The organism is Mesorhizobium sp. M8A.F.Ca.ET.165.01.1.1, assembly GCF_004792065.1.
In the GTDB taxonomy this organism is placed as follows: Bacteria; Pseudomonadota; Alphaproteobacteria; order Rhizobiales; family Rhizobiaceae; genus Mesorhizobium.
Genome location: NZ_SRTH01000002.1, coordinates 484023 through 505298 on the forward strand (window position 1 = coordinate 484023; position 21276 = coordinate 505298).

24 protein-coding genes are annotated in these 21276 nt (G+C 63.6%); 20 read left to right on the top strand and 4 right to left on the bottom strand.

The annotated features are described in order from the left end of the window. Positions 1-246: 246 nt before the first annotated feature. Positions 247-1278 (bottom strand): porphobilinogen synthase, encoded by a 1032-nt coding sequence (hemB, locus tag EN808_RS06910; protein ID WP_127280910.1) that lies wholly within the window; start codon positions 1276-1278, stop codon positions 247-249. A 113-nt stretch (positions 1279-1391) separates the two neighbouring features. Continuing rightward, on the bottom strand, positions 1392-2213 hold the full coding sequence (locus tag EN808_RS06915) for a DUF2066 domain-containing protein (RefSeq protein WP_135915423.1): 822 nt from the start codon (positions 2211-2213) through the stop codon (positions 1392-1394). A gap of 165 nt (positions 2214-2378) precedes the next feature. Between EN808_RS06915 and EN808_RS06920 the strand changes: the two genes are divergently transcribed. The 11 genes from EN808_RS06920 to EN808_RS06970 all read left to right on the top strand — a co-directional run bounded on the left by EN808_RS06920 (position 2379) and on the right by EN808_RS06970 (position 12836). Continuing rightward, positions 2379-3419: an enoyl-CoA hydratase/isomerase family protein gene (locus EN808_RS06920; RefSeq protein WP_135915424.1), complete on the top strand. Its 1041-nt coding sequence runs from the start codon at positions 2379-2381 to the stop codon at positions 3417-3419. Beyond that, positions 3416-3838: a DUF6163 family protein gene (locus EN808_RS06925; protein ID WP_127279281.1), complete on the top strand. Its 423-nt coding sequence runs from the start codon at positions 3416-3418 to the stop codon at positions 3836-3838. The genes EN808_RS06920 and EN808_RS06925 overlap by 4 nt, the downstream gene beginning before the upstream one ends. A gap of 238 nt (positions 3839-4076) precedes the next feature. Next, entirely contained in the window at positions 4077-4592 is a 516-nt protein-coding gene (locus EN808_RS06930; protein ID WP_013896002.1) for a winged helix DNA-binding protein, read from the top strand. A gap of 348 nt (positions 4593-4940) precedes the next feature. Continuing rightward, entirely contained in the window at positions 4941-6194 is a 1254-nt protein-coding gene (locus EN808_RS06935; protein ID WP_127869635.1) for a murein L,D-transpeptidase, read from the top strand. A 133-nt stretch (positions 6195-6327) separates the two neighbouring features. Beyond that, complete coding sequence (locus EN808_RS06940) at positions 6328-7968, top strand: Na+/H+ antiporter (protein ID WP_127279283.1); 1641 nt, start codon at positions 6328-6330, stop codon at positions 7966-7968. Positions 7969-8147: 179 nt separating this feature from the next. After that, a complete protein-coding gene (gene glyA, locus EN808_RS06945) occupies positions 8148-9461 on the top strand; it encodes a serine hydroxymethyltransferase (protein ID WP_127279284.1) in 1314 nt (437 codons plus the stop codon). A gap of 98 nt (positions 9462-9559) precedes the next feature. Continuing rightward, on the top strand, positions 9560-10138 hold the full coding sequence (locus EN808_RS06950; protein ID WP_135864024.1) for a hypothetical protein: 579 nt from the start codon (positions 9560-9562) through the stop codon (positions 10136-10138). Next, positions 10125-10496 carry a GlpM family protein gene (locus EN808_RS06955; RefSeq protein ID WP_245525040.1) on the top strand — a complete coding sequence of 124 codons (372 nt, stop codon included), beginning with the start codon at positions 10125-10127 and terminating at the stop codon, positions 10494-10496. Before EN808_RS06950 ends, EN808_RS06955 begins: the two co-directional genes overlap by 14 nt. Before the next feature lie 97 nt (positions 10497-10593). After that, positions 10594-11073, top strand: a complete 480-nt coding sequence (gene nrdR, locus EN808_RS06960) for a transcriptional regulator NrdR (RefSeq protein WP_127281280.1) — start codon at positions 10594-10596, stop codon at positions 11071-11073. A gap of 2 nt (positions 11074-11075) precedes the next feature. Continuing rightward, on the top strand, positions 11076-12212 hold the full coding sequence (gene ribD / locus EN808_RS06965) for a bifunctional diaminohydroxyphosphoribosylaminopyrimidine deaminase/5-amino-6-(5-phosphoribosylamino)uracil reductase RibD (RefSeq protein WP_135915425.1): 1137 nt from the start codon (positions 11076-11078) through the stop codon (positions 12210-12212). Positions 12213-12218: 6 nt separating this feature from the next. Continuing rightward, positions 12219-12836: a riboflavin synthase gene (locus EN808_RS06970; protein WP_135915426.1), complete on the top strand. Its 618-nt coding sequence runs from the start codon at positions 12219-12221 to the stop codon at positions 12834-12836. A 187-nt stretch (positions 12837-13023) separates the two neighbouring features. Here EN808_RS06970 and EN808_RS36230 read toward each other — a convergent pair whose 3' ends face one another. Further along, entirely contained in the window at positions 13024-13197 is a 174-nt protein-coding gene (locus EN808_RS36230; protein WP_189343630.1) for a hypothetical protein, read from the bottom strand. A gap of 66 nt (positions 13198-13263) precedes the next feature. Here EN808_RS36230 and EN808_RS06975 point away from each other — a divergent pair, with 66 nt between their 5' ends. From EN808_RS06975 to EN808_RS06995, 5 genes are all read left to right on the top strand, one after another. Then, complete coding sequence (locus tag EN808_RS06975) at positions 13264-13566, top strand: DUF1778 domain-containing protein (protein ID WP_135915427.1); 303 nt, start codon at positions 13264-13266, stop codon at positions 13564-13566. 2 nt (positions 13567-13568) lie between these two features. Further along, positions 13569-14081 (top strand): GNAT family N-acetyltransferase, encoded by a 513-nt coding sequence (locus tag EN808_RS06980; protein ID WP_135915428.1) that lies wholly within the window; start codon positions 13569-13571, stop codon positions 14079-14081. A 253-nt stretch (positions 14082-14334) separates the two neighbouring features. Further along, the gene (ribH, locus tag EN808_RS06985) at positions 14335-14829 is read left to right on the top strand and encodes a 6,7-dimethyl-8-ribityllumazine synthase (RefSeq protein WP_127281215.1); all 495 of its coding nucleotides are present in this window, start codon (positions 14335-14337) and stop codon (positions 14827-14829) included. Continuing rightward, entirely contained in the window at positions 14826-15326 is a 501-nt protein-coding gene (nusB, locus tag EN808_RS06990; protein ID WP_135915429.1) for a transcription antitermination factor NusB, read from the top strand. The genes ribH and nusB overlap by 4 nt, the downstream gene beginning before the upstream one ends. Further along, positions 15323-16561 (top strand): MFS transporter, encoded by a 1239-nt coding sequence (locus EN808_RS06995; protein ID WP_135864032.1) that lies wholly within the window; start codon positions 15323-15325, stop codon positions 16559-16561. The genes nusB and EN808_RS06995 overlap by 4 nt, the downstream gene beginning before the upstream one ends. Here EN808_RS06995 and EN808_RS07000 read toward each other — a convergent pair. Next, a complete protein-coding gene (locus tag EN808_RS07000; RefSeq protein WP_127279854.1) occupies positions 16537-17109 on the bottom strand; it encodes an NADPH-dependent FMN reductase in 573 nt (190 codons plus the stop codon). The genes EN808_RS06995 and EN808_RS07000 overlap by 25 nt on opposite strands. Positions 17110-17327: 218 nt before the next feature. On the opposite strand from EN808_RS07000, the gene EN808_RS07005 reads away from it, so the two are divergent. Genes EN808_RS07005 through EN808_RS07020 form a run of 4 tightly spaced genes read left to right on the top strand, consistent with a single transcriptional unit; the run spans position 17328 to position 21121 of the window. Next, positions 17328-18239 (top strand): ABC transporter substrate-binding protein, encoded by a 912-nt coding sequence (locus EN808_RS07005; RefSeq protein WP_127279855.1) that lies wholly within the window; start codon positions 17328-17330, stop codon positions 18237-18239. A 37-nt stretch (positions 18240-18276) separates the two neighbouring features. Further along, positions 18277-19440, top strand: a complete 1164-nt coding sequence (locus EN808_RS07010; protein WP_127279856.1) for an ABC transporter permease — start codon at positions 18277-18279, stop codon at positions 19438-19440. Beyond that, a complete protein-coding gene (locus EN808_RS07015) occupies positions 19437-20375 on the top strand; it encodes an ABC transporter ATP-binding protein (protein ID WP_127279857.1) in 939 nt (312 codons plus the stop codon). The genes EN808_RS07010 and EN808_RS07015 overlap by 4 nt, the downstream gene beginning before the upstream one ends. Further along, positions 20372-21121 carry an ABC transporter permease gene (locus tag EN808_RS07020; protein WP_135915430.1) on the top strand — a complete coding sequence of 250 codons (750 nt, stop codon included), beginning with the start codon at positions 20372-20374 and terminating at the stop codon, positions 21119-21121. Before EN808_RS07015 ends, EN808_RS07020 begins: the two co-directional genes overlap by 4 nt. Positions 21122-21276 lie beyond the last annotated feature (155 nt).

Genomic DNA, 21276 nt, shown 5'->3' on the forward strand with positions numbered 1-21276 from the left:
CACGGCGAAGCCTTCGTCAGTGCCCGCATTGCCGACGCCTTCGCCCGACGGTGAAACGGGTCAGGGAGCATCCTCTGAAGGCGTTCGCCATACCTCTTTGTCCGAGGTGCGGGCTGCCGGCCGCCTCCGGCCGTGCGACTATCATAGCCGCGGCTGCCGGTTTTTGTCAGCGGGAATTCGAAGGAACCGCCGACCGATCGAAAGAGTGGTGACACCTACTGAAAGGCATTGCCCGGGAAGTCGGGGCTAGCCCTTCAGCATCACAGCCACTTCGGGCGCGAAATAGGTCAGGATGCCATCGCAGCCGGCACGCTTGAAGGCGAGCAGCGATTCCAGCATCGCCTTCTCGCCATCGATCCAGCCATTTGCACCCGCCGCCTTGATCATCGAATATTCGCCCGACACCTGGTAGGCGAAGGTCGGCATCTGGAATTCGTCCTTCAGCCGGCGGATGATGTCGAGATAGGGCAGGCCGGGCTTGACCATCAGCATGTCGGCGCCCTCCGCGATGTCCTGTTCGGCCTCGCGCACCGCCTCGTCCGAATTCGCGTGGTCGATATAGTAGGTCTTCTTGTCGCCCTTGAGCAGGCCGGCGGTGCCGACCGCCTCGCGATAGGGGCCGTAGAAGGCCGAGGCGAATTTGGTGGCGTAGGACATGATCGCCACGTCCTGAAAACCGTTGGCGTCGAGCGCGTCGCGGATGGCGCCGATACGGCCGTCCATCATGTCCGAAGGCGCGATGATGTCGGCACCGGCCGCCGCCTGGATGACGGCAGCCGCCGCGACCTGTTCCACGGTTTCGTCATTGACGATGATGCCGTCGCGCAGGATGCCGTCATGGCCATGGCTGGTGAACGGGTCGAGCGCGGCATCGGTGATGATGCCGATCTCGGGCACCGCGTCCTTTATCGCGCGGGTGGCGCGGTTGATGATGTTTTCCGGGTCGAGGATGTGCGAGCCTGTCTGGTCGCGCAGGCCGAGATCGACATTGGGGAAAGTGGCTAGTGCCGGAATGCCGAGCTTGGCAGCGCGTTCGGCTTCCTTGACGGCAAGGTCGACCGAAAGGCGGAAAACGCCGGGCATGGCGGCGATCGGTTCGCGGACATTTCTGCCCTCGACGACGAAGATCGGCCAGATCAGGTCGTCGACCGAAAGCCGGTTCTCCTGCACGAGCCTGCGCGACCAGTCGGCCTTGCGCATGCGGCGCAGGCGGCGGCTGCCGGTGACGTCGTCGACGCTGCGCGCGCCGGCAGGTTTTGCTGGGGTGAATTTGTTCATGGCCAAAACTCCGGATCGACGGCTTTTACCACGAGCCCCTGGTGCTGACCAATGCGACACGTTTGTGCCAGGGGTCAAAGCTGCCACAGCGCTGTCCCACCACGCCTATTGGGTCAGGGCTGCCCATTACCCGAAAGGATCTGCGCCGCGCCTCCGATGGCGACACGGAACGCCTCGTCGAAGCTGACCCCACGCACCTGCCAACGATAGGTCTTGCCGTGATCGGCCAGCCGCCAATCGGCGATCCAGCCGAATTCCTTGTCGCTCCATACGATGCTGCCGGCGAGCGCTCTGGCGCCACCGGCCTGTTTGGCCAGCCGATCGAGCCTTGCCATGCCGGCCGCGCGCAACGCTTCTTCGCTCAGGTCCCCAAGCTGCGCGGCCTTCGGAAAGACGACATGCATCAGTGTTGGACCGGTGGCATTGACGAAGGATTCGCGCATCGTCTCGCCACGCTTTTCCTCGGCCGTCAGTGCGAAATGCTGAGCGCCCTGTTCGGTCGTGAGAAAGACGGTGAGCGTCGGCCGCTCGCCAAGCCAGGGTTTGCTGCCGAGCGACGCCAGCACCTTGTCGATCACATCAGGCTTGTAGAGGCAGGTGAGGTCATGCGGCCGGTCATGCGTGCCTTGCTCGTCATGGATCGGAATGCCTTCCAGCCGGTCGCGGTACCGGAACGAGTCGACAAAGCTGCCGGCCTTGTCGCGCAGCGCGTCCATTTCGCGTCTGGCAAGCAGCCGCTGATCGCCCGAAACACGGACGAGGACCTTGTCGAGGCAAGTCCTGAAGCCGAGCTGACGGTTTTCTTCACCCTGGCCGGTGACGATGGTCTGCGATTGGTAAAGATCGCCGAGGTCGGTTGCCTTGGCGGGGACATTGCTTGCCCACGACGCAGACAGGCAACTCAGTACAAGGACAAGGCGCAAAAACTGCGGCATATGGCTCACTATCCGGCTCTTAGCCTGTCGTAATGGCTGCCAACGTCTAGCATCGGCCACCGCGTGCCGCCAAGACCGCGGCCGACAGGCTGCTGCCATTGACGCACCCATGCGCCGCCTTTAGCACTTCAGTCCCGCAGGCGCGGGGACAAGGATTCTCTGGCGATGGATTTTGGTGGAGGCGACGAAATTCGCTTCGAAAGGATGGGCAGGGCCGGCGTCGTCACGCTGACGCGGCCGCAGGCACTCAATGCCGTCACCCATCGCATGGTCAAGGCGCTGGACAAGGCCTTGCGTTCCTGGGAGCGCGACGACGGCGTGGACGTCGTCGCCGTCAAGGCCGAGGGCAGGGCGTTTTCGGCTGGAGGCGACATCCTGCACATCTACGAAGCCGGCCGGGCCGGAAAGCCGCCGGTCGAGTTCTTCGCCGACGAGTATCGGCTCAACGCCTATATCGCTCGTTTCAAGAAACCCTATGTCGCCCTCATCGATGGCATCGTCATGGGCGGCGGAGTCGGCATTTCCTTTCACGGCTCGCATCGGGTGATGACCGAAAATGCGCAGTTCGCGATGCCTGAGGTCGGCATCGGCTTTTTCCCCGATGTCGGCGCCAGTCATCTGCTGCCCGATCTCGGTGGTTCCTTCGGCATGTACCTGGCGCTGACAGGCAACCGCATCCGCTATGGCGATGCCCTGTGGTCGGGGCTGGCCACCCACACCATCAAGACCGAAGACCAGGCAAGCTTCCTCGACCGGCTGGCGCTGACGGGCGATCCGGAATCGGTGCTGCGCGGTTTCTTTGTCCCAGCCAAGCGGGAGACGGACAGGCCGATCCTGGAGGCGATCGCCCGTCATTTCGCCCAGCCGTCGCTGCCGGATCTCATCGACAGCCTGGATCGCGCCGGCAAGGACGAGTTCGCAGCCAAAACTCTGGCGACGATCCGCATGCGCTCGCCGACCAGCCTTCGCGTCGCCTGGCGGCAGATCAGCGCCGGGCAGACATTGTCGATGGACGACTGCATGAGGATGGAGTTCCGCATCCTGAACCGCATGCTGGCCGGCCACGATTTCTACGAAGGCATCCGTGCCGCCATCATCGACAAGGGCTCGAAGCCGCAATGGCGGCCGGCAAAGATCGATGCGGTCGCCGAGGCGGACGTCGAGGCCTATTTCGCTCCGCTCGGCGATCGGGAGCTTGGGCTGTGAGCGAGGCGACATCGAGACGCGTCGTCCTGCAGCCCTCGGCGGTCGAGGTGATCTTCGCCTGGTTCCAGCGCGTCATTGCAGGCTACTGCCTGATGTTCGGCGTCCTGTACTGGATCAAGCTGATCGGATTCTATCCGGGCTCGCTGTGGCGCTTCGACCTTATGCCGGTGCATTGGCAGGTGGCGGCGGTGATGCTCGCCGTGTTCTTTCCCTTCGCCGCGGCCGGCTTGTGGATGCTGGCGTCCTGGGGGCCGGTGATCTGGTTCATATGCGCGGTCACCGAGACGGTCATGTATGCCGGCTTTCCCGAGCTTTTCGGCCATCGTCTCCTGATCCTCGTCTCGCATGCCTGCGTGGCGCTGCTCTACATCGTCTTTCGCGTCGTCATCTACCTGCAGAAACGGCCGGCACGGCACTAAGCCATTGTGCGCGTTGGCGACTTGGCGATCGCCTCTATCCGGCCCCGCGGTCATTGCCTAAATCTTTAGGTTAATCATCCTTGCTCGGGTGACCGTTCGTTAAGCCTCTTCCGAAACCTCTTACCGGTAAGCTCTTGTTAGCCCTAGCGTTTAAGTCGAATTTTATGAGTATTCGATAGTGTCGCGATCAAGGTGAAAAACAAAAAATCACCAGGGCGACAAACGAGAGGCAAAGACAATGATCAATTCGCGTCCGGCGGCGAAGACCGCCAACGTTTCCGACGATCGCCGCGAGGCTATCCGTTCCCTGTACATGGAATCGCTGCAGCTGGTCGAGCGTCTGCACCGCCGTCTGCTTGATGTCATCAAGGACGAATTCGACCGCAACGGCCGTTCCGACATCAACGCCATCCAGGCGCTGCTGCTCTTCAACATCGGCAATTCCGAGCTGACCGCCGGCGAGCTGCGTTCGCGTGGCTACTATCTCGGCTCGAACGTCTCCTACAATCTGAAGAAGCTGGTCGATCTCGGCTTCATTAACCACCAGCGCTCGCGCATCGACCGCCGTTCGGTCCGCGTTTCGCTGACGCCGAAGGGCAATGAAGTGGCTGATGTGGTCGCCGGTCTCTATGAGCGTCATGTCGGCTCGATCGAACAGGTCGGCGGTATCAACACCGACGAGTTCAAGCAGATGAACCGCGCCCTGCAGCGCCTCGACCGCTTTTGGAACGACACGATTGCCTATCGGATGTAAGACCACCCAGGAAACCGAGCCGCGCCGCAGAAGCGCGGCCGAAACAGCGACCTCCAGTCAGGGCCGGTGCCGAAAAGCACCGGTCTTTTCTTTCTTGCGTCCGGCCAAAGCAAATTACGGGCCAAGGCCACGTTGCCGCCATATTCCAATGGAACCGAGAGTGGCAGTGATGCTGTGGTGAAGACCATGCGTCCACCCGCAACCGTGTCGCGCCTATGCCTTTGTCGCCGATGTGATACGGACCATGGTTGGCTAATTGTTAAGATTGCCGATTTTAGAGTGCGGGCGAGATCGCGCGATGATCGACGCAGCAAGTGATCGAACGCTACAAGAATGTCTGGAACGTCCATGAGAACCAGCCGCCGTTTTTTCCTTTCCGGAGCCTCCGTGCTCGCAGCCGCCATGGTGGCCGGCCGTGCGAATGCGCAGGATGTGATCGGGGATATCCTGAAATCCTCGGCCCGCGGCAACTGGGATGATCAGTTCGATGCCCGCGCCAGCGAAGGCGGCAAGGTGGCCTCGACGCTGCCGATCTTCAGCCCGCAGACCGTCGCCTTCACCGAGCAGGCGGTCGCGCAGTACCAGAACATCGTCTCGCAGGGCGGCTGGACGGACGTACCCGCGACCAAGAAGCTTCAGCTCGGCGTCGACGATCCGGACGTGGTGCCGCTTCGCAAGCGCCTGATGGTTGCTGGCGACCTGTCGCAGAGTGCCGGCATTTCGACGGCCTTCGATTCCTATGTCGATTCGGCGGTCAAGCGCTTCCAGTTGCGCCATGGCCTGCCGGCTGACGGCTCGATGGGCAAATACACCTACGCCGCGATGAACGTGTCGGCGCAGATCCGGCTTGGCCAGCTGCAGACCAATCTGCAGCGCCTGAAGGAGAAGGCCGGTACGCTGGGCAGCCGCTACGTGCTGGTCGACATTCCGGCCGCGCAGATCGAAGCGGTCGAGAACGACCGCGTCGTGCTTCGCCACACCGCGATCGTCGGCAAGATCGATCGCCAGACGCCGATCGTCAATTCCAAGATCAACGAGATCATCGTCAATCCGTACTGGAACGCACCGGTCTCGATCGTGCGCAAGGACATCATTCCGCTGATGCGGAAGAATCCCGATTATCTCAAGAACAGCCACATCCGCCTGTTCGCGCCCGATGGCAGTGAAGTCGATCCGATGAATGTCGACTGGTCGACGGACGATGCCGAAAAGTACCGTTTCCGCCAGGATCCCGGTTCGGAAAACGCCATGGCCTCGGTCAAGATCAATTTCCCGAGCCCGGACGGAGTCTACATGCATGACACGCCGCAGCAGAGCCTGTTCGGCAAGATGATGCGCTTCGATTCCTCGGGCTGCGTGCGCGTCCAGAACGTGCGCGATCTCGTCACCTGGATCCTGCGCGACACGCCCGGCTGGGATCGCCAGCATTTCGAGGCGGCTATCAAGACTGGTCAGAACACACCGATCCAGGTCACCAACCCGGTGCCGGTGCATTTCCTCTATCTCTCGGCATGGTCGACGGGACCTGGCGTCGTCCAGTTCCGCGACGACGTCTATGCGCTCGATGGCGCCAGCGAGCTGCAGATCACGTCTTCTCTCTAACTGGCTGATACTTTTGAAAAAAAGCCGCTCTCAGAGCGGCTTTTTTGTTGCGGACGCCGTCAGATCGAGCCTTCGACCGGCTGGACGAAGTTCCAGCCATTGGCCATGGTCGGCAAACAGCCGGAATCGTGCCATGGACGTCGCTCTCTTCATTCTCGTCGTGCTCGTCTTCGTGGCACTGTCCGGCGCGCTCGTCCGGCTGGTTCGGGTGCCGCTGCCGGTGCTGCAGATCGCCATCGGCGCGGCCCTTGCCTGGCCGGCCAGAGGCCTGCATGTCGAGATCGATCCCGAACTTTTCCTGCTGGTGTTCATCCCGCCGCTTCTGTTCGGTGACGCCTTCGCGGCGCCCAAACGTGAGCTCATCGGTTTGCGCGGACCGATCCTCGACCTCGCCATCGGGCTCGTCTTCTTCACCATTGTCGGCTTCGGCTATGCTTTGCACTGGCTGGTGCCGAGCATTCCGCTCGTCGTCGCTTTCGCGCTCGCCGCCGTGCTGTCGCCGACCGACGCCGTGGCGGTGTCCTCGATCGTTGACAGGAATGTGGTTCCGTCCCGACTGATGCATATATTGGAGGGCGAGTCGCTGCTCAACGACGCGTCGGGCCTGGTCATGTTCCGCTTTGCGGTGGCTGCGGCATTGACCGGCAGCTTCTCCCTCGCGGGAGCCTCGCTCAGCTTCCTCTATGCCGTCGCCGCCGGCATCCTGGCCGGCCTCGCGGCCCTGTTCATCGCCGCCAAGACGCTGCAACTGCTCAACCGCATCGGCGGCGTGCCGGCCGAGGCGCAGGTTCTCGTCATGATCCTGCTGCCTTTCGTTGCCTATCTCGGCGCCGAGCATGTCGGAGCTTCGGGCATCCTGGCGGCGGTGACCGCCGGCCTGCTGACCGGGGTCTCCGGCATGTACCGCCACCTCGGCGTGTCGGCGCGCATGCAGACCCTGTCGCTCTGGGCGACGCTCACTTTCGTCTTCAATGGCGCTCTGTTCATTCTGCTCGGCCTGCAGCTTCCCGACATCATCCGCAAGGTTCCGCCGGAATTGTCCAGCCGGCATTGGCTGATCGAGCCGGTGGCGACGGTGCTGATCCTGACGCTCTGCCTGATCGGGCTGCGCTTCCTGTGGATCTGGGTCGGCGACATCGCCCAGGCGATCGCGGCGCGCCTCGGCAAGCGCGAGGCCTCGCCGTTCGGATTTCGCGTCCGGCTCGCCGGCTCGGTAGCCGGCGTGCGCGGCGCCATCACATTGGCGGGCATCCTGTCATTGCCGCTGGCTTTGCAGGATGGCTCGCCCTTTCCGGCACGCGATGTGGTGATCTTCCTTGCCGCCGGCGTCATCATCTGCTCGCTCGTCATTGCCAGCTTTGCCTTGCCCAGGATCGCGCGGGGGCTGGTCGAGCCGGGCGAGGATCCGGCCGCCGCGGAGGAGCGCCGCGCGCGCGTCGGCGCCGCCAATGCGGCGATCGCCAGGATCGAGAGCATCGCCAACGAGCAAGGCGAGGGCGAGGCGGTCGAGGCCCGGCTCGCCGTCGCCGACAGCATCGTGGCAGGTTACCGTAGACGCATCGCGGCTTCCGACGAGGCCGCCGAGGCCCGCGCCGAGGCCCGCGAGGCCGGCAGGCTGGAGCTGGAACTCAGGGCGGCGGGCATCGAAGCCGAACGCTCCGCGCTGCGCGACATGTTCCGGAGCCAAGAGATCAATGATCACACGATGCGCGCGCTATTTTCCGAAATCACCTTGACCGAGGCCTTGCTGAAGCAGCGGCGGGACAGGAAATAGCGGTCCGCCCGATCGTTTGCCGCAAACCGGCCAGCAAATTTCGCGCCGCAAACGTGGCGAGGCTAAAACAACTGTGTTAATGGCCCGGCGAACGCAATGCATGTCGCCCGGAACCGTCCAGTGGTTTGGGACGACGGCATGCACGAATTTACCCTTCCAACCCCAGGGGAACTCAGGCCATGGCAACAGCAGCGGCGGCGTCGAACAGATTCGAATCCTTCTTCGAAACCACTTTGGAAGATGCCGATCCGGAGATCTTCGGCGCCATCCGCAACGAACTCGGTCGCCAGCGCCACGAGATCGAACTGATCGCCTCGGAAAACATCGTCTCGCGCGCCGTGCTCGAGGCGCAGGGCTCGATCATGACCAACAAATATGCCGAGGGCTATCCTGGCAAGCGCTACTATGGCGGCTGCCAGTTCGTCGACGTGGCTGAGGAACTGGCCATTGAGCGCGCCAAAAAGCTGTTTGGCTGCAATTTCGCCAACGTCCAGCCGAATTCCGGCAGCCAGATGAACCAGGCGGTGTTCCTGGCGCTGCTGCAGCCCGGCGACACCTTCATGGGCCTCGACCTCAATTCCGGTGGCCATCTCACTCACGGCTCGCCGGTCAACATGAGCGGCAAGTGGTTCAAGGTCGTCTCCTATGGCGTGCGCAAGGACGACCACCTGCTCGACATGGACGCGATCGAAAAGACCGCGCACGAGACCAAGCCGAAGCTGATCCTGGCCGGCGGCACCGCCTATTCGCGTGTCTGGGATTGGAAGCGTTTTCGCGAGATCGCGGACGCCGTCGGCGCCTATCTCATGGTCGACATGGCGCACATAGCGGGCCTCGTCGCTGGCGGCGTCCATCCCTCGCCCTTGCCGCACGCCCATGTGGTGACGACCACCACGCATAAATCGTTGCGTGGTCCGCGCGGCGGCATGATCCTGTGCAATGACGAGGATATCGCCAAGAAGATGAACTCGGCGGTGTTCCCCGGCCTGCAGGGCGGCCCGCTGATGCATGTCATCGCCGCCAAGGCAGTGGCCTTCGGCGAGGCGCTGAAGCCGAGCTTCAAGGTCTATGCCGAAAGCGTCGCCGCCAATGCCAAGGCGCTGGCTTCCAGCCTCAAGGAAACGGGTCTCGACATCGTCTCCGGCGGCACCGACAACCACCTGATGCTGGTTGACCTCAGGCCCAAGAACGCCACCGGCAAGCGCGCCGAGGCGGCCCTTGGCCGCGCTAACATCACCTGCAACAAGAACGGCATCCCCTTCGACCCGGAAAAGCCCTTCGTCACTTCGGGCGTGCGGCTGGGTACGCCGGCCGGCACCACGCGCGGCTTCGGCCAGGCCGAATTCCGTGAGATCGGCAAGCTGATCGCCGAGGTGCTGGATGGGCTCAAGGTCGCCAATTCCGACGAAGGCAATGCGGCGGTCGAAGCGGCGGTCAAGGCCAAGGTCGTTGCATTGACCGATCGGTTCCCGCTCTATCCCTATCTCGGTTGACCATCCTTATCTCGGTTGACCGGGCGCGAAGCGTCATCTTTTATCCACCGGCGGTGCGTCACCCCTGATCGGGTGACGCATGGAACTGGAGATTGATGATGCGCGATTTTTGTCTTGCCTCACTCAGCGCCTTCGGCTGGCTGGCTGCTTGCGGGCCTGCCTTGGCGCAGACGCAGCCCGCTCCGGACATGCCCGCCACCAGCACTTTCGGCCGTTGGACGACTATGGTCGATACGCTCGACACCGGCCAGGACGCGCACAAGACCTGCGCGGCCTCCACGGCATTCTTCGATGCGAGCGGCAATTCGGCCACGCTGACACTGTCGATCTCGACCGGCGATGCGCTGCCGCCCGATGCTTATCCGGCGATCTTGATCACCATCGACAACAAGACCCTGCCAACCGGCAAGAAGATCGCGGCGACTTTCGGCGATCCCGGTGTCAAGGTTTCGGCCACGGTCTACTCCAACGATGGCGTCATCGGCCGCCCCAGCTGGACGGTCGACAATCAGGCTAAGACCAGTCTCGCGCTGCTGCGTGCCATGCGCCAGGCCACCTCGCTCGACGTGACCTTCGGCAAGCAGGCTGTCGCCAGCATTCCGATGGACGGCTTCACCAAGGCCTACCGCAATCTCGGAACGTCCTGCGGCTTCCCAACCAAGGATGTGGCGCCGTGAAGCGGACGACCGGATCGGCATAGGCGCTGCTCATGGATATCGTCTGGAAAGGCGTGGTCGGCGGACTGCGGCCCTGATCGTCTGGGCGTCCAAGCGGGGCAATGTCCTGCCCGGCATCCTGCCGCTGGCGCCGACCTTTGCCGTCATCGCGTTGCTCGCCGTCGGCGCCAAGGGTGATCCGGGCGGGTTCCGCGATGCCTGCCTTGCCGGAATGAAGACGATTCCGGCCTATCTCGCCTTCCTCGGCGCCTGCTGGCTGTTCATCGACAAGGTCGACTATAGCCTGGCTGTTGCCGGCGGCATTGCCGTCTGGCTGCTTGCCGCGCTGGCAATCTTCCTCGCGCCTCGCTATCTCTGAGGCGCGGCAGGCGATCGAAGAAACAGAACTGCTTCAATCCGCACCGGAAAGGCTCTAAGCCTTTCACCTCACCAGATTCGCGAACCCAAGGCTCTCCATGCGCTGTCCCTATTGCCAGTCCGAAGATACGCAGGTGAAGGATTCGCGTCCCGCCGAGGACGGCGCGGCGATCCGCCGGCGGCGTGTCTGCCCCGATTGCGGCGGCCGTTTCACCACGTTCGAGCGCGTGCAGTTGCGCGATCTCGTGGTGGTCAAGAAATCGGGGCGAAAAGTGCCGTTCGACCGCGACAAGCTGTTGCGCTCCGTCGAGATCGCGGTGCGCAAGCGCAACGTCGACCCCGAACGCATCGATCGCGCCGTGACCGGCATCGTGCGCCAGCTCGAAAGCTCGGGCGAGACGGAAGTGGCCTCGGGTGAGGTCGGCCGGCTGGTCATGGATGCACTGAAGTCGCTCGACGATGTCGCCTATGTGCGCTTCGCCTCGGTCTACCGCAATTTCCGTGAGGCCAAGGATTTCCACGAACTGCTCGGCGAGTTGAAGGGGGACGAGGACAAGAGCGAAGAGGACGCCGGCTGAGCATGGCAGCACCGCAACGCAGCGAGGCCGAACAAGCGGCCCTTGACCGCCGTTTCATGGCCGCGGCCTTGCGGCTGTCGCGCAAGCACGCCGGCCGCACCTCGACCAATCCATCCGTCGGCACGATCATCGTGCGTGACGACGGCTCAGGCCCGATGATCGTCGGTACCGGCGTGACCGCGATTGGTGGCCGGCCGCACGCCGAGACCGAGGCGCTGGCGGAGGCCGGCGAACTCGCGCGCGGCGCCACCGCCTATGTCACGCTGGAGCCTTGCGCCCATCACGGCCGCACGCCGCCTTGCGCCAATGCGCTGGTCAACGCCGGCGTTGCGCGCGTCGTGGGAGCTGCGAGCGATCCCGATCCGCGGGTCTCCGGCCAGGGCTATGCCATTCTGCGCGCCGCCGGCGTCGAAGTGGTTGAAAAGGTCCTGGCCGGCGAAGCGGCCGAACAAATGGCGGGCTATTTGATTCGCTCTCTGAAAAAACGCCCGGAAGTGATTCTGAAGATTGCGCTTTCCAGCGACGGCAAGATCGGCAGGGAAGGCGCCGGCCAGGTCGCGATAACAGGCGACATGGCGCGCCGCGAAGTCTACCTGATGCGCGCCGAGGCGGACGCCATTCTGGTCGGCATCGGCACGGCGCTGGAAGATGATCCGGCGCTGACAGTGCGTTTGCCCGGGCTGGAGAACCGTTCACCGGCGCGCATCGTCCTCGACCGCCAGATCAGGCTGCCGGAGGGGTCGAAGCTGGTGTCGGGCGTCGATCGCGTACCGCTTTACGTCGCGGCTTGCCTGGAGGCCGATCCGCAGCGCCGGGCGGCGCTCGAGCGCGCCGGCGTGCGCTTCATCGGCACGGAGACGCACGAGGGCGGCGTGGCATTGCCGGAACTGCTCGAGGATCTGGCGGCGCTCGGCATGGCAAGCGTGCTGGTCGAGGGCGGCGCCAAGGTGGCGAGCGCTTTCCTGGCCGACGGGCTGGTCGACCGCATCGTGCTGTTCCAGGGACCGGAAGCGATCGGCGGTGACGGCATTGCGTCGCCCATCGACGCCGACCATATCCCGGCAGGTTTTCGCAAGCTGCGCGAGATGCGGTTCGGCGAAGACGGCTACGCCGAATGGATCAGGGATTTTCAGGGATAGAGATCGATGTTTACCGGGATTGTCACCGATATCGGCACCGTGGCCGCCGTCAAGCCGCTGCGGGAAGGGGTGGGACTGCGCATCGACACCGCCTATGATCCCAAGACCATCGCCATTGGCGCCTCGATTTCCTGCGGTGGCGTCTGCCTGACGGTCACTGCCTTGCCCGACAGCGGGTCGAACGCGCGCTGGTTCGAGGTCGAGGCCTGGGAGGAGGCGCTCAGGCTGACGACGGCGGCGGATTGGAAATCGGGCACGAGGATCAATCTGGAGCGGGCGCTGAAGATCGGCGACGAGCTCGGCGGCCACATCGTTTCCGGCCATGTCGACGGTACCGCCGAGATCGTCGAGCGCAAGGATGAGGGCGACGCGGTGCGCTTCACGCTGGAAGCGCCACGCGATCTGGCGAAATTCATCGCGCCGAAAGGCTCCGTTGCGCTCGACGGCACCTCGCTCACCGTCAACAGGGTCGAGGGAACCCGTTTCGACGTGCTGTTGATCCACCACTCGCTGACCGTCACCACCTGGGGCGAGCGCAAGGCAGGCGACCGCGTCAATCTCGAGATCGACACCATGGCACGGTACGCGGCGCGCCTGGCGGAGGCCGCGAAAGAGGGGCTTTGAGCGGCAAATCTACGACGAGCTTGGGATCTCGTCAGTTCGAAGACTTACAAGGACCTGCTGTATGGTGATGTGCATCAGCGGATCCGGGCTTTCCTCAGCATATCGCGGCACGACGACTTGTATTTCGCGCAAGATGTCTGCCTGAAATACGCACGGCACGACGATCCAGACGTGCGAAACATTTCCATCACTGGGTTGGGTCATGTCGCGCATCCATGGCGCTATCGACATAGGTTCCGTCCGGGAACTGGTAAGCGATCTTCGGCACGCCGGGCGCGACCACGGTTCCATCGAAGATATGTTTAGCGACATCATGATCTTGGTCGCGCAGCAGGGACGGCGAGCGGCCCTGATGTTCCACGCCTGCGCGTGAGATAAATCTTGAAATTTACGGCCATTGGCCGTACATTGTCGCCAGGAGACGAAGATGACTTCACCCGCTTTGAATACACCTCGCAGCCGCGTCCGTAGCGAGCGTTTGGAAGCGCGCCTCACGGCCGATCAGAAAAATCTTATCGAGCAAGCAGCCGCACTTCAGGGCCGGACGGTGACGGATTTTGTGCTGACCAGCATCCAGGAAGCAGCCCGCCGAGCGATCGAGGAGCATCAGCGCCTCGATCTTTCCGTCCGCGATAGTCGCGCCTTCGTGGATGCTTTGATCAATCCGCAACCCGTGAATGATCGTCTGCGTGAGACGGTGCGCCACTATCGTCAAGCCACCGGTACCTAAAGGTGAGCAGTTCGGCCGAGGGGGCTCTTCGGGTCGAAGTGCTTGATCTGCAGCACGACAGGACATCTTTCGAGAGCGGCATAGAGGCGCTCGATCGGTATTTCAGGGTGCAGGCCGGGCAGGATGCGCGCAAGAACGTCGCGGCACCCTTTGTTCTTGTTTTGCCGGACGGGTGCGTGGCCGGGTATTACACGCTGTCCGCAACCGCCGTAGCCATCGGCGAATGGCCTGCCCAAACCGTTCGCAAGCTTCCCCGCTATCCGCTCATTCCGGCCACGTTGCTAGGACGCCTCGCTGTCGACAGGCGGCATCGGGGGCAGGGCTACGGCCGATATCTCCTGGCTGACGCTCTGTCCCGTTGCATCAGGAGCGAGATTGCTTCGTTCGCGATTGTCGTCGATGCCAAGGACGAAAATGCACGCGGTTTTTATCAACGCGAGAGTTTTCTGCCATTCCCGGATCAGCCGATGAAGTTCTTCCGGCCAATGACCGACATCGCAGAGCTGTTCAAATGAGGAAGTGACTGTGATGGAAAGCGGGAACTCCAAAGAGCAAGAGCGGCTCACGCGGGAAGCATTGGCCGATGTGAATGCCGGCCGTGTGGTGGATCACGAAGCCGTTCGTGCCTGGGCTGAAAGCCTTGGTACGGACTGCCCGGTCTCGACACCTTGCCCAAAGAGGCGATAGGCCTGACCCACCTCCCAGCAATCTTCCGCTTGCGATCAATCCGGCTTCGGCCTAAGTCACCGGCAACCCCCGGAGACTTCTATGGCTGGCATATCCCAACACGGCAAAGCCTTCATTCGCCCGAAGGCGAAAGCGCATTTGCTCATCATCGAGGCGCGCTTTCACGACGACCTTGCCGACGCGCTGCTCGACGGCGCGACGAATGCGCTCGAGGAAGCGGGCGCGACTTATGACGTCGTCACTGTTCCTGGTTCGCTCGAAATTCCCGCAGTGATCACCTTCGCGCTCGACGGCAGGGCCGAAGGCGGGACGGGCTATGACGGTTTTGTCGCGCTCGGCACCATTATCCGCGGCGATACCTATCATTTCGATATCGTCGCCAATGAATCCAGCCGTGCGCTCATGGACCTGTCCGTGCAGGACTCGGTCTGCATCGGCAACGGCATCCTGACCACCGAGAACGATGCGCAGGCGTGGACGCGGGCCAAGCGCTCGGAAGGCGACAAGGGTGGCTTTGCCGCGCGTGCGGCGCTGACCATGATCGCGCTGAAGGAACAATTGGGAGCGCGATCGTGAGCGAACCCGCTTCGCCAGGACAGCCCGCGGTGCGCCACGCCAACAAGCGCGGGGCTGCCCGTCTGGCCGCCGTGCAGGCGCTCTACCAGATGGATGTCGCCGGCAGTGGCGTGTTCGAGATCACCGCCGAGTACGAGGCGTTCCGCCTCGGCAAGGAAGTCGACGGTGCGCTCTACCGCGAGGCCGACGCGCAGTGGTTTCGCGCCATCCTGACCGGCGTCGTCGAGAACCAGAAGACCATTGATCCGATCATCCGCCAGGCGCTGACCGAGGACTGGCCGCTGTCGCGCCTCGATTCCACGCTGCGTGCCATTCTGCGTGCGGGCGTCTACGAGCTAATGAAGCGCGATGACGTGCCGGTCGCGGTCATCGTCACCGAATATGTCGATATCGCCAAGGCCTTCTACGAGGAAGACGAGCCGAAGCTGGTCAATGCCGTGCTCGACCGTGTGTCACGCCGCGTGCGTGGCGAGGGTCGCGGCAAGGACGCTTCGTGACCGCCATCGCCGTCGAGGCGGGCAAAGAGGCGCGGCGCACCGCGCTGATCCTCGCCGCCTCGCAGGCGATCATCGGCTCGGCGGCCCCCATCGCCATCTCCATGGGCGCATTGGCCGGGCAATATCTGCTCGGCGCCGACAAATCCCTGGCGACGGCGCCCATCACCGGCTTCAACCTCGGCGTGGCGCTCGGTGCCTTGCCGGCTGCGGCCATCATCCGTTGGCTGGGGCAGCGCGGCGGCTTCATGACCGGAACCGTCGTCACAGCGCTCGGCGGGCTGGTCGCCACCCTGGCATTGTTCCATGGCAGCTTCTGGCTGTTCGCGTTCGCGCTGCTCGTCATCGGCGTCGGCGGCGCCTTCGTCCAGCAATTCCGTTTTGCCGCGGCCGACAACGCGCCGCCGGCGTTCAAGGCGCGCGCCATCTCCTTCGTGCTCGCCGGTGGCATCATCACCGCCATTCTCGGGCCGCAGATCGTCATCTTCACCCGCGAATTGTTCGCGCCTGTCATGTTTGCCGGCTCTTTCGCCTCGATCCTGCCGCTGGCGGCGGTCGGCGCCATCATCCTGTCGTTCCTGCGCTTGCCGGCAAAGACCGCGAGCAAGGTGGACGTTGCCGACGGCGATGCCAGACCCCTTTCCGAAATCGTCACAAAGCCGCGTTTCGTCGCGGCGCTCTTCTGCGCGGTCGGCAGCTACGCGCTGATGAGTTTCGTCATGACCGGCGCGCCGCTCGCCATGGTTGGCTGTGGCCTGTCCGAGGACGATGCGACGCTGGGCATCTCCTGGCACGTCATGGCGATGTTCGGGCCCAGCTTCTTCACCGGCTCGCTGATCCATCGCTTCGGCGCCGAGCGCATTGTCGCCATCGGCCTGCTGTTGCTGATCGGCTGTGCCGTCGTTGCCTTGTCGGGCCTGGCGCTGTGGCAATTCTGGACAGCGCTGATCCTGCTCGGCCTCGGCTGGAATTTCGCCTTCATCGGCGCCACCGCCATGGTGGCGGCCAGCTACCACCCTTCCGAAAAGGGCAAGGTGCAGGGCTTCCACGACTTTGTCCTGTTCGGCTCAGTCGCCTGCGCGTCGCTGATGTCGGGTATGGTCTACAACGCCTGGGGCTGGACGATGCTCAACTGGATGATCTTTCCGGTCGCCGCGCTTTGCTTCGTGGCACTCGGCGCGCTGAAGATGAAGAGCTTACGGCCGGCTGACAGCTATGCGTCCGGCGGCAAAACCTGAAGCACCCGCGCAATGAACATGTGGAACTCAGCCATATAGTTGCGCAGGAAGTCCTCGGTGGATTCAACCGTCACCTCGCCCTCATCCGTGATCAGCCCAGGCGTGAACTGGATATAGGCTTCGGGCGCATTCATCTGCGGCGAGTTGCAGAAACTCAAAACGCTGCGCAGGCTTTGTTGCGCGACAGCGGTCGCGATGGCACCCGGCGATGTTCCGATGACGGCGGACGGTTTGCGCGCGAATGAATTCTTGCCGTAGGGGCGACTGGCCCAGTCGATTGCGTTCTTCAGTCCGCCAGGGATCGAGCGGTTGTACTCCGGGGTGACGAACAGCACGGCCTGGACCGAGGCGATCGCCTTTTTGAAAGCCTGGGCGGCGGGTGGGAAATTGGCGTCGTAGTCGTAACTGTAGAGCGGCAGATCCTTGAAGCCGATTTCCGTCATTTCGAGCTCGGGAGGGGCAAGTTGAACGAGAGCCTTCGCGAGCTTGCGGTTGATGGATTCCCGGGCAAGGCTGCCGATGAGATAACCGACCTTGTGTATGGCCATGACACGCTCTCCGTGTTTGCCCCCGCACCCCCGCGGCATTATCCACCGGATGGCGGCCGACCGCCAGCCCGCTGTCGCCGCCGGGCCGACATCGGCGCGTCCGGAACAAAAATATTGCGCCGATCCCCCTTCTTATGAAACCGTGTGCCCCGACTGGCCGTTGAAGCCATGCTCATATGCGGCCACCGCATTCCGGTTCACAGCAAGGGATTTTCACCATGTTCTCAGTCAAGGTTCTGGCCAGCGCGGCCATCGCGCTCGCCATCACGGCGGCTTCCGCGAGCGCTCAGGTCGTCGTCTCCTCGAAGATCGACACCGAGGGTGGCGTGCTTGGCAACATTATCCAGCTCGTTTTCAACGCCAACAACATCAAGACCACGGATCGCATCCAGCTGGGCGGCACGCCGGTGGTGCGCAAGGCGATCACCGCCGGCGAGATCGACATCTATCCCGAATACACCGGCAATGCCGCCTTCTTCTTCGAGAAGGCCGATGATCCCGCGTGGAAGGATGCCGCCAAGGCCTATGAGACGGCCAAGAAGCTCGACTACGACGCCAACAAGATCGTCTGGCTGTCGCCGGCGCCGGCCAACAACACCTGGGCGATCGCCCTGCGCAAGGAAGTGACCGACGAGAACAAGCTCGTCACGCTCTCGGACTTCGGCAAATATGTCGCCGGCGGCGGCAAGGTGGTGCTGGCGGCCTCCGCCGAGTTCGTCAATTCGGCGGCGGCCCTTCCAGCCTTCCAGACCACCTATGGCTTCACGCTGAAGCCTGACCAGCTGATCACCCTCTCGGGTGGCGATACGGCCGCGACCATCGCGGCGGCCGCCAACCAGACCAGCGGCGCCAATGCCGCCATGGTCTACGGCACCGATGGCGGCATCGGACCATCGGGCCTCGTCGTGTTGACCGACGACAAGGGCGTGCAGCCGGTCTACCAGCCGGCGCCGATCATCCGCGAATCCGTGCTGAAGGAGCATCCGGAGATCGAGACGCTGCTGAAGCCGGTCTTCGCCAAGCTCGATCTCGTCACCCTGCAGGAGCTCAATGGACGCGTGCAGGTGGGCGGCGAGCCGGTCAAGGGCGTCGCCGAGGACTTTTTGAAAAAGAACGGGTTTTTGAAGTAGCTACGCGTCGATAAGTGACGTCAGTGCGAGGCGCCTTATGAGCCCCCGTTTCGACAAGCTCGGCGTCGTCATCGCCGCGCTCGCTGCCTACGCCGCGTTTCTCGCACCGTTCGCCACCTTCCGCGCCAACCGCATCGTTCCCGGTCAGGCACGTTCGATCCTCGAGGCTCTGCCGGCAACGACCGGTCCGCTGCTTTTGGCGATCCTCGTCCTGGCCGGTTTTGTCGCCCTGCTCAGGACGCCGCTGATCTTGCGCCTTGCAGCCAGCGTCGTGGCGCTTGTCGCGCTGGCGCTGCTCATCGGCGTCGCCGGAACATACCTCACTCCGGCCGGCAACACCTTTGCCAGGGTCTCGCCGGCCTCCGGCTTCTGGATTCTCATCTTCGCCTTCACGCTTTTGCTCGCCGACGTGCTGACCCGGCTCAACCTGTCGCCTTGGGCGCGCGTCGGCGTGCTTGTCGTTGCGGCGCTAGCCATCGGCTTGCTGCTGATTTCGGGACGCTGGGACAGCCTCTCGATCCTCAAGGAGTATTCCAACCGCGCCGGCAGCTTTTGGGCCGAAGGCTCCAAACATGTGACCCTGGCGCTCGGCTCTCTGCTTGTCGCCGTGATCGTCGGCCTGCCGCTCGGCATCCTGTGCCACCGCGTCGAAAGCCTGCGGGCCGGCGCCCTCAACGTCTTGAACATCATACAGACCATTCCTTCGATCGCGCTGTTCGGCCTGCTGATCGCGCCGCTCGGCTGGGTCGCAACCCATGTGCCGGGCGCCGCCGCGCTCGGCATCAGGGGCATCGGCACGGCCCCCGCCTTCGTCGCGCTGTTTCTCTATTCGCTGCTGCCGGTGGTGGCCAACACCGTGGTCGGCCTTGCCGGCGTGCCGCGTGCCGCCAATGACGCGGCGCGGGGCATGGGCATGACCGATCGCCAGCGCCTGTTCGGTGTCGAGTTTCCGCTGGCCTTTCCGGTGATCCTGACCGGCATCCGCATTGTCCTGGTGCAGAATATCGGCCTTGCCACCATCGCCGCGCTGATCGGCGGCGGTGGTTTTGGCGTGTTCGTGTTCCAGGGCGTTGGCCAGACGGCGATGGACCTGGTGCTGCTCGGCGCAGTGCCGACCGTCGCGCTCGCCTTTGCCGCCGCCATCATCCTCGACGCGGTGATCGAAATGACCGCCACCAAGCGCAGGGTAGAAACGGCATGATCGAGATCGAAGGCATCACCAAGCGCTATGACGCGACGACGGTCGTCGACAACGTTTCAATGGTCATCGAGCCGCGCACCATCGCCGTCATTGTCGGCACCTCGGGTTCCGGCAAGACGACGCTGCTGCGTATGATCAACCGGCTGGTCGAACCGACGTCAGGCGTCATCAAGCTCGACGGCGCCGACAATCGATCGGTGCCCGGTTACGAACTGCGCCGCAGCATCGGCTACGCCATCCAGGGCCACGGCCTGTTTCCGCATCGCACCGTGGCGCAGAATATCGCCACCGTGCCGGTGCTGCTTGGCTGGGACAAGGCGCGCATCAAGGCCCGCGTGGATGAACTGATGACGCTCTACCAGCTCGACCCCCAGGAGTTCGGGCCGCGCTATCCGCACGAACTGTCCGGCGGTCAGCAGCAGCGCGTTGGCGTTGCCCGCGCACTCGCCGCCGAGCCCAACGTGCTTTTGATGGACGAGCCGTTCGGCGCGCTCGACCCGATCATCCGCACCAAGGCGCAAGAGGATCTGCTGGCGATCCAGAAGCGCTTCGGCACCACCATCATCCTCGTCACCCATGACATGGAGGAGGCCGTGCATATGGGCGACAGGATCGCGGTGATGGATGCCGGCAAGCTCGTGCAATATGCAAGGCCGGCGGAGATCCTGGCGAGGCCGGCCAACGCCTTTGTCGAGACGCTGGTTGGCGCCAGCGAAAGGCCATTCAGGCTGCTGTCGCTCGGGCGAGTGCGCGACGCCGTGGAGCAGGGCGGGGCCGAAGGCGAGGCGATCCCCGGCGACGCCAGCCAGCGTGACGCGCTCGCGGAACTTCTCTGGTCCGGCAGACCGGCGCTGCCGGTGAAGGGCGCCGACGGCAAGCCGCTCGGTCGCGTCACCGTGGATGGCCTGATCAAGCGGGCGGCGAGGCCGGCATGAAAGCCTGGCTGCCTCTGCTGCTCAGGCTTGCACTGGTGGTGTTGCTCGTTGCCTTCATCACCAGCCCGGGTTGGTTCGAGCCGTTGCTTAAGCCGCTGACCGAAAACAACGCGCCCGCGATCTACAATCAAGGCAGCCTGCTGACGCTGACGCTGCTGCATCTGCGCACCGTGCTGATCGCGACCGTCGCGGCCACCATCGTCGCTGTGGCGCTTGCCATCCTGGTGACCCGGCCTGCCGGCGCCGAATTCCTGCCGCTGTCGCGCAGCCTGGTCAACATCGGCCAGACCTTTCCGCCGGTGGCGGTGCTGGCGCTCGCCGTGCCGGCCGTCGGCTTCGGCGAGAAGCCGACGTTGATCGCTCTGTTTCTCTATGGCCTGCTGCCGATCTTCGAGAACGCGCTGACCGGGCTGACGACGCTGCCGGCCAATGTCGTCGAGGCGGCGCGTGGCGCCGGCATGACCGGCTGGCAAAGGCTCACCAAAGTCGAACTGCCGCTCAGCGCCCCGATCATCCTTGGCGGCATCAGGCTGTCGGTGGTGATCAGCCTCGCCACCGCCACCATCGGCTCCACCGTGGCCGCCAGGACGCTCGGCGAGGTGATCATCGCCGGCTTGCTGTCGAACAATCTGGCCTTCATCCTGCAGGGCGGTCTGATCGTCGCGGCGCTTGCCGTGCTGATCTATGACGGACTGTCGGCGGTCGAGCGCTACGCGGCGCGCAAGATGGGCAGGGAAGTGGAGTAGCTGTCAGCGCGGTTGGTGGCTGGGCAAAGTGGTCGAGAATTGCCGCCAGAGGCGCCGTCTTCCCAAGGCTCTTGCCATTGTCTTGAAAATTGCAACGCTTGTTCAACGAAAGTGAGTGCAAGGCGCAGGCTCAACAGCACCTGGCGAGGCAGGAA

Bases quoted from the DNA above. Each gene is read 5' to 3' on its own strand.
- hemB (WP_127280910.1), bottom strand. From the start codon at position 1,278: ATGAACAAATTCACCCCAGCAAAACCTGCCGGCGCGCGCAGCGTCGAC.
- EN808_RS06915 (WP_135915423.1), bottom strand. From the start codon at position 2,213: ATGCCGCAGTTTTTGCGCCTTGTCCTTGTACTGAGTTGCCTGTCTGCG.
- EN808_RS06920 (WP_135915424.1), top strand. From the start codon at position 2,379: ATGGATTTTGGTGGAGGCGACGAAATTCGCTTCGAAAGGATGGGCAGG.
- EN808_RS06930 (WP_013896002.1), top strand. From the start codon at position 4,077: ATGATCAATTCGCGTCCGGCGGCGAAGACCGCCAACGTTTCCGACGAT.
- EN808_RS06935 (WP_127869635.1), top strand. From the start codon at position 4,941: ATGAGAACCAGCCGCCGTTTTTTCCTTTCCGGAGCCTCCGTGCTCGCA.
- EN808_RS06940 (WP_127279283.1), top strand. From the start codon at position 6,328: ATGGACGTCGCTCTCTTCATTCTCGTCGTGCTCGTCTTCGTGGCACTG.
- glyA (WP_127279284.1), top strand. From the start codon at position 8,148: ATGGCAACAGCAGCGGCGGCGTCGAACAGATTCGAATCCTTCTTCGAA.
- EN808_RS06950 (WP_135864024.1), top strand. From the start codon at position 9,560: ATGCGCGATTTTTGTCTTGCCTCACTCAGCGCCTTCGGCTGGCTGGCT.
- EN808_RS06955 (WP_245525040.1), top strand. From the start codon at position 10,125: ATGTGGCGCCGTGAAGCGGACGACCGGATCGGCATAGGCGCTGCTCAT.
- nrdR (WP_127281280.1), top strand. From the start codon at position 10,594: ATGCGCTGTCCCTATTGCCAGTCCGAAGATACGCAGGTGAAGGATTCG.
- ribD (WP_135915425.1), top strand. From the start codon at position 11,076: ATGGCAGCACCGCAACGCAGCGAGGCCGAACAAGCGGCCCTTGACCGC.
- EN808_RS06970 (WP_135915426.1), top strand. From the start codon at position 12,219: ATGTTTACCGGGATTGTCACCGATATCGGCACCGTGGCCGCCGTCAAG.
- EN808_RS06975 (WP_135915427.1), top strand. From the start codon at position 13,264: ATGACTTCACCCGCTTTGAATACACCTCGCAGCCGCGTCCGTAGCGAG.
- ribH (WP_127281215.1), top strand. From the start codon at position 14,335: ATGGCTGGCATATCCCAACACGGCAAAGCCTTCATTCGCCCGAAGGCG.
- EN808_RS07000 (WP_127279854.1), bottom strand. From the start codon at position 17,109: ATGGCCATACACAAGGTCGGTTATCTCATCGGCAGCCTTGCCCGGGAA.
- EN808_RS07005 (WP_127279855.1), top strand. From the start codon at position 17,328: ATGTTCTCAGTCAAGGTTCTGGCCAGCGCGGCCATCGCGCTCGCCATC.
- EN808_RS07010 (WP_127279856.1), top strand. From the start codon at position 18,277: ATGAGCCCCCGTTTCGACAAGCTCGGCGTCGTCATCGCCGCGCTCGCT.
- EN808_RS07015 (WP_127279857.1), top strand. From the start codon at position 19,437: ATGATCGAGATCGAAGGCATCACCAAGCGCTATGACGCGACGACGGTC.
- EN808_RS07020 (WP_135915430.1), top strand. From the start codon at position 20,372: ATGAAAGCCTGGCTGCCTCTGCTGCTCAGGCTTGCACTGGTGGTGTTG.